We start from the raw sequence: 11,939 nt of genomic DNA on the forward strand, positions 1-11,939 counted from the left end.
AAAAACTTCTCCTTAATTGAATACGTTGAAAGATAACTGCTGAATAGAAAGATAAATATTGATTCTGAACACTCCATTTGAAGTGCATATATAAAGGAGATTAAAATCAATTTTCTTCCTAACAATTAATGTACATGACCAATCTGGTATCTGTGTGGAGATGTTGAGGAGTTTATGTAGAGAAGTTGAAGCCAAAAGCTTTCTTTTCAGTCGATTGCGCGCTCAATGCGGTTACCAAAACAACGTCGCAAAGACCCCCACTTCGCAAATGAGATTATCGAGTAATGATATATATTTTGTTAACTATTTAAGGAAATGATAAAAGTTAGCGTCAGCAGCATTTATCGATTCCATGTCAGTATGAATATTTGTTTTATGAATGAGAGGATAGTAGAGGTTTTAAAGGGAACATGAGGTATCTTCACATAAACTACAGATTGAAAGGTTATAATGTGCTTCGAGGGGGATATATCGATGAACTATCATGTTCTTGTAGTAGAAGACGATTTAGAAATTCAAGAATTAGTTAAACAGTTTTTGATGACACAAAATTATACAATAGAGGTTGCTTCAGATGGGTTAGAGGGAATGAAACGTTTTAATACACAATCCTTTGATTTAATTCTTCTTGATGTAATGATGCCAAACCTTAATGGATTTGAAGTTGCCAAAATGATCCGTAGTCAGTCAAATATACCCATTATTATGTTGACGGCTTTAGAAGAAGAACAAGATCAAATGAAAGGCTTTGATATAGGGATTGATGATTATATAACAAAACCCTTTTCATTTCATGTGTTGATCAGACGAGTACAAGCGGTTCTAAGAAGAAGTTGTTATAAAAATAGAGATAATCATTTAAATTTTAATGAACTGAATGTCGATTGCGACGGATATAAAGCTTATGTTAATGAAGCCGAAATACCGTTAACAACTAAAGAATTCGAAATTTTACAACTACTACTTCATAATGAAAAGAAAGTGCTTACTAGAGAAATAATTGTAGAAAAAATTTGGGGATATGATTATGCAGGAGAAACACGGATGATTGATACACATATAAAAAATCTAAGAAAAAAATTAAATATACCGTATATTAAAACAGTAAAGGGTATTGGATACAAAATCGATGAATAGGATTGTCAACATCATGAAGATGAAACGAATAACCTATAAGCTCTTTATGATCACATCTCTCATATTGTTATCTTTTGCAGTCTTGATTTATTTAACTTTATACTTCTTCCTTCCAACATTTTATGAACAATATAAAACCAATCAACTCCAATCTGGAATAGAGGGAATAATTGGTGAATCTAAAAATTTAGCATTAAAAAATGCGATACCACTTTTGGATGAGTACACCAAAGAAAACAATGCTATCATTTACTTACAAACCAAAGAAGGAACTATTATATATTCGCCTTCTTTTTTTATTCAGGGGAATACGCAACCACCAATACTTACTGCAAAAACAGCACCAATACAGAATGCAGAAAACCTTAATAATGCATTTAATGTTACTTTGCCCATTCAATTCCTCGATGAAGATAATTTAATGGTTACTGTATTCGCGACATTTCAACCTATTGATGAAGCGTCGCAGGTCTTAGTACGTTTTCTACCTTTTATAAGTATCATTGTAGTGGTTATTGGATTGGGGAGTGCCTATTTATATTCAAGGTTCATTACAAAACCTCTCATCTATATTAATGAGGGTGCGCAAAAGATGGCAAACTTGGATTTTTCCGAAAACATCGTAGTTCGTTCAAATGATGAATTAGAGGAACTATCCAATAGCTTGAATGAGATGTCGAATAACTTGCAACAAACTATGCTCGATTTACAAAAAGCAAATGAGCAATTGAAAGATGATATTGAAAGAGAGAGAAAAATCGAAACAAAACGCCGAGAATTTTTCGCAACAGTTGCCCATGAATTAAAAACTCCGCTTACTGTTATGAAAGGATATTTAGAAGGAATGATTTATAATATCGGCCCTTATCAAAATCGTGACCTCTACTTAGAAAAAAACCACAAAATTATCGAAGGAATGGAACAATTAGTTCGAGAGATTTTGAGCATGTCTAAACTAGAACAAGATACCTTTAAACTGCAATTGGAAGAGGTCAACCTTTTAGAATTATTAGATTCAATAACGAAAGATCTCGGTTTTTTTGCTTCTCAAAAAGACATTCGAATTATAAAACAAATTTCTCCTAACATGAATGTACGCACAGATCGTGATTTATTAGAAAAAGCTTTCAAAAACATCATTCATAATGCGATTACGTATTCACCACACGGAGAAACGGTACTTATAGAGGTGACTGAGCTTCCAAAAGAAAATCAGATTCAAATACAAGTGATGAATACAGGAGTCATAATTAAAGAAGAGGAAATACAACAATTATTTGAGCCATTTTATAGAATCGAAAAATCGAGAAATAGAAATACTGGTGGCAGCGGACTAGGTCTTTATATTGTAAAACAAATATTTGAATCTCTTTCTATTACCTATTTAATGAATAATACCCAAAATGGTGTTCAATTTTTAGCTACTATTCCTAAAGGGAGATGGTAGTTAGCAATTTAAAAAAATTCTATTCCACATAAAAATATCAGTCAAAAGAGTGTCAAATTGTAAAGGTTGACACTCTTTTTTTATTGTTGTGGAATGTTTTCTATATAATTGATAAATAAAAGAATAAAAAGAATGCCATTGTCTCAAAATAAAAATTGACTGGACACTAAATGGTGTCATATAATTAAGACACCATTTAGTGTCCAATTCATAAGGGAGAGGGGATTTTGAGCGAGAAAAATCTAGAGCGTGATGTTTATGCTGCGATTGCTGACCCAACAAGACGTCAATTAATACGTTTACTAGCAGACGTAGAAGAATTACCTCTTCACGAATTAACGTCTCAATTTCAAATGGGTCGCACAGCAGTTTCTAAGCATTTGGCTATCCTTAAAAATGCTGATCTCGTAATTGCTCGAAGGGTTGGTAGAGAAACGAGGTATCGTTTGAATGCCGGTCCGTTAAAGGAAATTCAAGATTGGGTATCGTATTACGAAGGATTCTGGAAAGAAAGAATGGCTATATTAAATCTTTTATTGGAGGAAGAAAAATGAAAGCAGATGTATCTTTAGATTATCAATTTACAAGTTCAATTGAGAAAGTTTGGAACGCATTAACGGATTCAGACACTCTTGCAAAATGGATATGGAAAAATGACTTTAAACCAATCGTAGGACATAAATTCCAATTCCGAGCTGAGCCAAATGAATGGTGGGATGGAGTTGTCAATTGCGAGGTACTTATAGTGGAAGAACCTCATACATTATCTTACACTTGGGCAAGTGCCGGAGAAACTACTACTGTGACATGGACGTTGACAGAAGGCTCAGATGGAACTACACATTTACATCTTGATCAAAGCGGATTCAGTGAAGCAACGAAAGCTCGCCAAGGAGCAATCGAAGGCGCTAAATACGCTTGGATTAACAATGGTAATCAGCTCGAAAAAGTGTTAGCTGAGCTGTAAAAATGATTTCTTCATTTTCTAAGTTACCTACTTTTCAATATTAACCTTTTTAGCAGGTAACAAAGAATTCATATTAATCGTTGGACGCTTTTCGGAACACGAAAAGCGTCATTTTTTTAACTTCTTTCAGCAAAGGCTGAAAGAAGTTAAAGCCTCCGGCGAATGTCACGGAATCGGAAAGGAGTACTTTGTGCTTGCACAAAGCCGATTCCGGACGCAATTATGCCGAGGCATAATTGATTGGCATGTCATAAACACAACAAATCCAGTTGTAGTTGTGCTAACATGACAATACTAGATGGAATGGAGAGAATATCCGATGAAAATAAATCAATTAATTGCTAACAATATCAACCGTTTAGATGTCGGCTTACCGGAAGATCAATCTATAGGAATTGCTGGATTGTCCGGATCTGGTAAAACAACCTTTTGTCAAACAATTGGTGAAGAATCCAAGAAGCGGCTCGTTTCTTTATTGCCAAAGGCTGAATATCAGTATTTATTCCCCGATATTATGGAAACGAATTTCAGTGCCATCAAGATGGAAGAAATGCCTTTAGTCCTTTTTCTCGGGAAATCATCCATTTCTGCCAATCCACGTTCAACGGTTGGTACTCATACAGGTGTTTTTAAAGAGATTCGTGAAAAGCTGGCAAATAAGTTTGATCTTTCGCCTGAAGTTTTTTCCTTTAATAATGCATTAGGCTGGTGTCCTGCTTGTAAAGGGCGTGGTACGACTAAAAATGTCGAATGTAAAAAGTGTGAGGGTAAGCGCTATAATCCAGAAGTTGAACAATATAAGCTTGAATTATGGAATCAACCACATAGCATTTCCGATATTAACAATTTAAGTATGGAAGCGATTTACTCCCTTTCAGAGGAATTAAATATTAGCGAAGAAAGACAACGTATTCTTACAAATATTATCCAAATGAATATTGGTTACTTAACGTTAAATCGAATTATGGGGACTTTGTCTGGTGGGGAATTAACACGACTGTACTTGGCAGAATTTATGGCCGCTAGTGAAAATACGGTGATTATTATAGATGAAATTTCTGTTGGTCTTGATCACCAAACGCTGTTGAAAATTTTAGAGCAGATTAAACAATTGGGCTATAAAAACCAAATTTGGCTTATTGATCATTCTGATACAGTGTTAGATACAGCAGATGAGCAGCTGTTTTTTGGACCTGGCAGTGGGAAATACGGCGGTAAAATTGTCGAAGTATCACCACGTCCAGAACCAGTCTATTGGGAACGAAATCAGGCAATGCCTACAGACTATTATCAATTTCATGATCTTTACTGTCGTAATATTGAAATGGCTGACATTCAGATTCCTAAAAATAGACTCGTAACCGTTACAGGTGAGTCTGGTTGTGGGAAATCAACCCTTGTCAATGAGTGTATCTCTAAGGATTTTCAAAAACGCTATCCAAAAGATAAACTAGTTATGGTAGGACAAGACCGCAACCAATCGATTACTAGCCGATCAACGGTTGCAACGTTTCTTGATATTAAAAAGAAAATGACGAAATACAGCGACGAAATCGACGATATTTTCCAACGTTCCATTGAAGACATTATTGAGGAGCTTCCAAATGAAGACATCGCTCATAAACGCTTAAGTTTACTAATCAAACTTGGGCTCGGTTATTTAACGTTGGAAAGAAAAACACAAACCTTATCGACAGGTGAATTTCAATGTGTTCATTTAGTTTCTGAGCTGTTTTCGAACTCTAGAAACCCTCATACACTGTTCATTTTTGATGAACCTTCAAAAGGTTTATCGCAAAATATTTTAAACCAATTCATAGATAGTGTCAGGGACATTCTGCAAGATGAATCCGTCTCTATTATGATGATTGAACATAATGCTTATATGATAAATAGCTCTGATTTTATCGTTGATTTTGGGAAAAGACAGCAGGAACCAGTTCGACACCTTGATATTGTCGGCCATGATGATTATTTTAGTCAGCTTAACAGTACAAATAATGATGTTTCATTGCATATATCTTCAACACTAGCTTCAAAAAATGGCATTCATTACTTAGAGGGAAATCATATTAGCTATTTTAAAAATGCCGAAAACATCTATAAAGGTGGTATTTTAAAAAGCTTATCATCCATGGCTCGTTTAATTTATGGTGAATACGAATCCGCAACAATTGCACCTGTTGTCGCTATTGATTTAGAAAGACATTTGTATAGTCAGTATAGTTTTTTATACGAAATTGGTGGCCTCATCAACCATATGGTGGCGGCACATCCGACGAATAAAGATACAAGAAGCTTCGATTTCTTTAGTCAAGAAAATCATTGCCCAAGCTGTTCTGGCCGCCTGCAAATTGAAAAATTTGAATTTGATTTGGTCATTCAAGACAAAACAGTGCCATTCTGGGATGGCTTATTACATCCAGATGTGATGGAAGTCTTAAAATATTATCAATATCCAAAATTGCAATTCCTTTTTGATGAGATTAAAAATGAACTGGGTCAAGATATTAGTAAAAGCTACAATGACATGACAGAGGAAGAAAGACATACATTCCTATATGGTTTTTGGGAAAAATCATTTTATGATAAAGCAAGTAAGTCCTCAAAAAAATGGGAAGGTTTTAATTTTATCCTTGGACGTTATATCGTTATTTCGAAATCAATTATTAAAGAGCAAATGAAAGAATCAAAAGAAATGATTGCCTGTCCAATATGTCATGGAGCGGTGCTAAACCATAAGAAAAAACTAACGTTTGGAGACACTGATATTCGCGAAATTATTCATCAACCGATCGATCAGGTCATAAAAACGGTAGGGAACTTACCAGAGCTTGAAAAATTAAAAGCTATTGTAGGCGGCGATATGACTCTTACGGAAGATGTCTCCTTACTTCCTAGAGAAACACAAGTGTCGTTGAAAATGCTGGAATTAGAACTCGCAAGCTTTGCTGGATATGAAATCGTCCTACAAAATGTTTTACCATTCTGGGACAAAATAAAAGATAATATCGAAGCCATAAGCAGCAAAAATCTAATTACAATCTGTGATTTCGCCCATATTGACGAAACGAGAGAAGCCATTATTGATCAGTATTTCACGAATGGAAAATACAAAAAATTAACGTACGTTTATGAAGCATTTGGCTACAAAAAAATTGTTACACAAATTAATAAAATAAAAGCAAGTCATAAATGTCCATTCTGTAATGGGAAGAAAGTCATTTCAGAAGATAATCTCCATGATGGCGTCTATAAATTATCAGTACCATGTGTAAGTTGCTATGAAAGTGGCATCAATGATGAAGGGCGTAAGGAAATGGTCGATGGCGTAGATGTGCAAACATGGCTAACTGGCAACGTAAGTGATGTTGTGGCTGAAAGCTTGCGAACGGAGGCTGTGGCCGATATTCCCATTTTCAATCGAATTCGTGAGTTAAATAAACGAGAGATGATGGCGATATACCAATGTCTTGTGGCAAATAGTTATTAAAAGAAAGCTACCTCAAAAACTCATTTGCAAAAATAAATGCAAATGAGTTTTTATGTTATCCTGAGAAAGAGCTTGAAAAAAGTTAGTAGAATAAAAGGGGAAAGATAGGAATGACAGAATTAGTGGACTGGAAAAATAATGCTCAAGGGCATCCATTTATCGCTTCATTTAGCGGAGGAAAAGATAGTGTCTTAGCTTTATATAAAGCAATGCAGGTTGGAGAGGCGATAGGACTAATTGTCATGATGGAGGAAGAAGGGAATCGTTCCAGATCTCACGGAATGCCACCGGAACTCATACGTGCTCAAGCTAATTCTATAGGTTTACCAGTTTATACTGCAGCAGCAAGCTGGACAGATTATGAAAAAATATTTATGAGTCTTTTAGAAAAAGCTAAAAAACAAGGTGCAGAAGTTTTAGTAACAGGGGACTTAGATATGCCTGAACATGGCTGCTGGCACGACAAGGTTACGAAAAATGCTGGTTTAAATCTAGGCATGCCTTTATGGGAAATGAATCATCGTAAAGTTGTCGATGAATTCATAAACCTAGGATTTGTTACAATCATTGTTACTGTTAATTTATCTTTAGGTATGCGGGAGGACGATTTAGGGCGAACGTTAACCCACGAATACGTGCAAGAGCTTGAAGCCCGAGGGATTGACCCATGCGGAGAAGGTGGAGAATTCCATACTACAGTATTAGATGGACCCATCTTTAAACAACCTATTCCAGTTCGTAAATGTGATGTTATTAGAAGCGGAGAATATGCTTTTTTGCCTTTGGAACTAGATCAAAAGGTAAATCTTTCAGATAGTTAATCGATTCAATTCAATCGCTAAAGTGCAGACGATGATGAGATGAGCATGCATGTTCCTTTCATGCATAGAAAAACATGGGACATTGCCTATCTTTTTTTAGGCAGTGTTCCATGTTTTTAGTTTTTAAAGAAATCTTCATTGTTCTAAGTACTATCGACGAACATTTTAGTTGCCAGCCATCTCGTTTACCGACAGTATAAAATGCATTGTCTTACTGTCTGGAATAACGCAGAATAAGAAAATGATGAAAAGGGTCATCGGAGGAAAGTGACCCTTAACAATGGGAGGTGTATAGGATTAGTTTGTATGATCCTATACGTTATGAGCATGAAAGGTGGTATTTGGTATTAATAAAAACCTATAAAGCTAGTGCCGACAATAATTAATAGAATGAATAGAACAACGATTAACGCAAATGCTGAACCAGAACCACTGCCGTAATATTCAGACATAGTAATTTCCCTCCTTTCAATATCTATAATATGAATTGTTATTAAAAGGATTTGCGATATTTATCTACTAAAAAAATAAAAATAAAATTAAATATCCGGAGATTTAATAAAAGGGGTAACTTTGAAAAAGTTGTGGTAGGCAGTTATTCATTGAATACAAAAAGGTGCGCCGAAAGTCGACTGGATTGGAACTATAGTGTTTGCATCAGCGCTTTTAATCTCTTTATATGAACAAGAGGTGGATTCGTTTTCTATTTTTTTTGTATAATGACATTATTCAATCTTATTTTAAAGGGGGATACTATGATGCAAGGTTTTCTGCAGCAGTCTCAGAAATAGCTGAAGTTGAGTATGTACGTACAGCCCTTACTTTTCAAATATGTATTGGTTTCCTAGTTACTATAATTTCTATCAATCTCATCCCTATTATTCAGAGAATCATTGGTTGGGAATGGGTCTTTACCATATTAGCGATTGGACCGATTCTTGGAATACTATCTATGCTCAAATATAGAGGTACGAAGTAAATATCGAGAATGTATTGGACTTTTGATTAAAACATGACTAGTACAATCCTTTAAATTTTTAAGAAAAAATTTCTACTATTCTGAAATATATGTTATAGTAGGAGCATAATTGAATATTGTGTAAGAGTTGGTGCCAAATGATAGTTTGGCTTAAAAGGGAAGTCGGTGTAAATCCGACGCTGTCCCGCAACTGTAATTCGGAGCAAATCACAAATGCCACTGGGAAACTGGGAAGGCAGTGAGGCGTGTTGATGAAAAGCCAGGAGACCTGCCAATTTCTAGTACACACCAAATACCTACGTGGAAATAGGTGGTGAAAAGTGACCATTCAGGCACTGTGCGACAACGAATGACCTATGCGGAAGTATACACTTCTTCGTATTGTTTTTTCATTGACAAATTTAACATGCAGCCATTTTCCTAGAAGGAGAATGGCTTTTTATTATTTCTGAAAGGGTGATTGAAATGACTTATACAAGTACACTAATTGGCTACCCATACATTGGGGAAGATCGTGAATGGAAAAAAGCATTAGAAGCATTTTGGCGACATGAACTTTCTGAAGTAGATTTTCAAGTAAAAATAAAGAATATCCGATTATCTAGGATAGAAAAACAGCTTCAACTGGGCATAGATATGGTAACAGTTGGAGACTTCACTTATTACGATAGAATGTTAGATACAGCCGTGATGTTTGGTTTAGTACCTAAGCGTTTTAACTGGCAAGGTGGAAAGGTAGATTTACATACCTATTACAGCATAGCACGTGGGAACAAAACAGCAGTGGCCAGTGAAATGACAAAATGGTTTAATACAAACTATCATTATATTGTGCCAGAATTTGAAGAACAAACATTACAAATAACGGAAAACAAAGTTTTAGCAGATTTTTTAGAGGCTAAAGAAGCATACGGCATTATCGCAAAGCCGACATTAATTGGTCCTTATACATTTTGCAAACTAACGAAAGGTTATAACAAGGTAACACAAGTTGAATATTTACTGGCCATACTACCACTCTATGCCCAAGTGTTGAAAGAATTAGTGAATGCAGGTGCCAATTGGATTCAACTAGAAGAGCCATCCCTTGTAACTACATTAGATGAGACAGAAATAAAGCTTGTACAAGAAATATACGCACAACTAGCTGGAGCAGTGCCAGAGGCGAAAATAATGCTTCAAACATACTTTGAAGCATTAACCTCTTATGAAGCAATAATGGCACTCCCTGTTCAAGGTTTTGGTTTAGATTTCGTCCATGGCTATAAAGGGAATATGGAATCGCTTCGTCAATTTGGCTTTCCTAAAGATAAAGTATTAGCGATTGGTGTTGTTAATGGCCGTGATATTTGGCGTTCAAACCTAGCAGAGGTAAACTCTACGATTCAGGCAATTGAAACACTAAGTAATGCTGTAGCATTATGGATTCAACCATCTAGCAACCTACAACACGTACCAATAACGACCTCTCTTGAAAATAAGCTCGATCCTGTTCTAAAAAATGCACTTTCCTTCGCTGATGAAAAAATCGTAGAAATCGTTGAGGTAACTAAATTTAGACGAGACAAAGATGGTAGCACGATTCATAACTTATCAGAAAGTATGAAGGCGATTGAAGCCCTAAAAAATCATCCGATTCGTCAAAACCAGGTGATCCATCAGGCAGTTCAAACAGTGACAATTCAAGATTTTGAACGACATAGTGATTTTAGTCACCGCCAAAAGATTCAACAGCAAGCTTTAGGGTTACCGCTATTCCCAACGACAACAATAGGAAGTTTCCCTCAATCTGATGAGGTCAAAAGGAATCGAAATGCATGGAGAAAAAAACAATTATCGAACGAAGCATACGAAGCATTTATTGAACTAGAAACAAAACGCTGGATTGACATTCAAGAAGAACTAGATATTGATGTACTTGTCCATGGTGAATTTGAACGCACTGACATGGTAGAGTATTTCGGTGAAAAACTTACCGGTTTTGCATTTACGGAAAAAGCGTGGGTTGTATCCTATGGTTCACGTTGCGTGAAGCCTCCTATTATTTATGGAGATGTCGCTTGGGCAGCACCAATAACAGTGAAAGAGTCGGCTTATGCTCAAAGTTTAACAAAGCGTTTTGTGAAGGGAATGCTGACAGGCCCTGTGACCATTTTAAATTGGTCATTTGTGCGAGACGATCTTTCACGAAAAGATGTTGCTTATCAAATTGCACTAGCACTTCGCAAAGAGGTTGAAGCACTGGAAAACGCAGGTATTTCCATTGTTCAAGTGGATGAGCCAGCCCTGCGAGAAGGTTTACCGCTCCGAAAAGAAGACTGGGGGGCATACTTAGATTGGGCAGTAAATGCCTTTAAACTTGCCACATCTAGTGTGAAAAATGAAACACAAATCCATACACATATGTGTTACTGTGAATTTAACGATTTCATAGAACCAATTAGTGCACTAGATGCGGACGTTATTTCAATTGAAACATCTCGAAGCCATGGTGAGCTTATCTCTTCACTTCAAGTAAACCCTTATAAAAAAGGAATTGGATTAGGCGTATATGACATTCATAGTCCTCGTGTACCGGGTGAGGAAGAAATACTCGGTATTATGAGAGATAGTTTACAAGTTCTTGAAAGCAATCAATTTTGGGTAAATCCTGACTGCGGCTTAAAAACGAGAAAAGAAACTGAAACAATTGCCGCTTTGGCAAACATGGTGGAAGCAACTAAATCTTTGCGCCAGGAAGTTAAGCAATCAATAACAAGATAACGATAAATTATTTTGTACATTTACTACATCTTCTCTCCTGTAGATTTAAAATAAAGATTGATCATTTGTAATAAAGTCCGATAATTTGTAAAAAGGTTTTATACAATTGCATTGTCAAGATGGATTATGACAATTCAACAAACGGGCCATTTTGCGGAACAAGGATTAGAAATCACAGGGGAAATTCGATGTTGGCGATTAAAAATTAAGATGAGAAAATAACAGAATCCATAGTAGAATAGGATCTCTCTAAAAGAAATGTAAGCTTTCAACGTCTCGACCCATAATAAGCACAAATATCCAGAAGAAAAAACCGATTTTGTTAACTCTGT

Annotated in this window: 9 protein-coding genes and 1 riboswitch; of the genes, 8 read left to right on the forward strand and 1 reads right to left on the reverse strand. The window is 35.8% G+C overall.

From position 1 onward, the window contains the following. The first annotated feature begins 450 nt into the window (after positions 1-450). The 6 genes from ACFCYJ_RS02265 (at position 451) to ACFCYJ_RS02290 (ending at position 7,865) form a co-directional block, all read left to right on the forward strand. Positions 451-1,137 carry a response regulator transcription factor gene (locus ACFCYJ_RS02265; protein ID WP_376070134.1) on the forward strand — a complete coding sequence of 229 codons (687 nt, stop codon included), beginning with the start codon at positions 451-453 and terminating at the stop codon, positions 1,135-1,137. After that, the gene (locus ACFCYJ_RS02270) at positions 1,130-2,584 is read left to right on the forward strand and encodes a sensor histidine kinase (RefSeq protein ID WP_376070598.1); all 1,455 of its coding nucleotides are present in this window, start codon (positions 1,130-1,132) and stop codon (positions 2,582-2,584) included. Before ACFCYJ_RS02265 ends, ACFCYJ_RS02270 begins: the two co-directional genes overlap by 8 nt. Positions 2,585-2,811: 227 nt before the next feature. After that, positions 2,812-3,138 (forward strand): ArsR/SmtB family transcription factor, encoded by a 327-nt coding sequence (locus ACFCYJ_RS02275; RefSeq protein WP_376070137.1) that lies wholly within the window; start codon positions 2,812-2,814, stop codon positions 3,136-3,138. Next, complete coding sequence (locus ACFCYJ_RS02280; RefSeq protein ID WP_376070140.1) at positions 3,135-3,551, forward strand: SRPBCC family protein; 417 nt, start codon at positions 3,135-3,137, stop codon at positions 3,549-3,551. Before ACFCYJ_RS02275 ends, ACFCYJ_RS02280 begins: the two co-directional genes overlap by 4 nt. 319 nt (positions 3,552-3,870) lie before the next feature. Beyond that, a complete protein-coding gene (locus ACFCYJ_RS02285) occupies positions 3,871-7,044 on the forward strand; it encodes an ATP-binding cassette domain-containing protein (protein ID WP_376070142.1) in 3,174 nt (1,057 codons plus the stop codon). Positions 7,045-7,154: 110 nt separating this feature from the next. Next, positions 7,155-7,865: a Dph6-related ATP pyrophosphatase gene (locus ACFCYJ_RS02290; protein ID WP_376070145.1), complete on the forward strand. Its 711-nt coding sequence runs from the start codon at positions 7,155-7,157 to the stop codon at positions 7,863-7,865. A gap of 347 nt (positions 7,866-8,212) precedes the next feature. On the opposite strand, the gene ACFCYJ_RS02295 is transcribed toward ACFCYJ_RS02290, so the two are convergent. Then, complete coding sequence (locus ACFCYJ_RS02295) at positions 8,213-8,317, reverse strand: YjcZ family sporulation protein (protein WP_376070147.1); 105 nt, start codon at positions 8,315-8,317, stop codon at positions 8,213-8,215. 227 nt (positions 8,318-8,544) lie between these two features. On the opposite strand from ACFCYJ_RS02295, the gene ACFCYJ_RS02300 reads away from it, so the two are divergent. Both ACFCYJ_RS02300 and metE read left to right on the forward strand, forming a co-directional pair. Then, positions 8,545-8,844 carry a hypothetical protein gene (locus ACFCYJ_RS02300; RefSeq protein WP_376070150.1) on the forward strand — a complete coding sequence of 100 codons (300 nt, stop codon included), beginning with the start codon at positions 8,545-8,547 and terminating at the stop codon, positions 8,842-8,844. 111 nt (positions 8,845-8,955) lie between these two features. Beyond that, a riboswitch (cobalamin riboswitch) is annotated at positions 8,956-9,134 on the forward strand. A 175-nt stretch (positions 9,135-9,309) separates the two neighbouring features. Next, entirely contained in the window at positions 9,310-11,607 is a 2,298-nt protein-coding gene (gene metE / locus ACFCYJ_RS02305; RefSeq protein WP_376070153.1) for a 5-methyltetrahydropteroyltriglutamate--homocysteine S-methyltransferase, read from the forward strand. Positions 11,608-11,939 lie beyond the last annotated feature (332 nt).

Origin of the sequence: Lysinibacillus sp. NPDC056232 (assembly GCF_042267565.1) — a bacterium.
Taxonomy (GTDB): domain Bacteria; phylum Bacillota; class Bacilli; order Bacillales_A; family Planococcaceae; genus Lysinibacillus.

Bases quoted from the DNA above. Each gene is read 5' to 3' on its own strand.
- ACFCYJ_RS02265 (WP_376070134.1), top strand. From the start codon at position 451: ATGTGCTTCGAGGGGGATATATCGATGAACTATCATGTTCTTGTAGTA.
- ACFCYJ_RS02270 (WP_376070598.1), top strand. From the start codon at position 1,130: ATGAATAGGATTGTCAACATCATGAAGATGAAACGAATAACCTATAAG.
- ACFCYJ_RS02280 (WP_376070140.1), top strand. From the start codon at position 3,135: ATGAAAGCAGATGTATCTTTAGATTATCAATTTACAAGTTCAATTGAG.
- ACFCYJ_RS02285 (WP_376070142.1), top strand. From the start codon at position 3,871: ATGAAAATAAATCAATTAATTGCTAACAATATCAACCGTTTAGATGTC.
- ACFCYJ_RS02290 (WP_376070145.1), top strand. From the start codon at position 7,155: ATGACAGAATTAGTGGACTGGAAAAATAATGCTCAAGGGCATCCATTT.
- ACFCYJ_RS02295 (WP_376070147.1), bottom strand. From the start codon at position 8,317: ATGTCTGAATATTACGGCAGTGGTTCTGGTTCAGCATTTGCGTTAATC.
- ACFCYJ_RS02300 (WP_376070150.1), top strand. From the start codon at position 8,545: ATGAACAAGAGGTGGATTCGTTTTCTATTTTTTTTGTATAATGACATT.
- metE (WP_376070153.1), top strand. From the start codon at position 9,310: ATGACTTATACAAGTACACTAATTGGCTACCCATACATTGGGGAAGAT.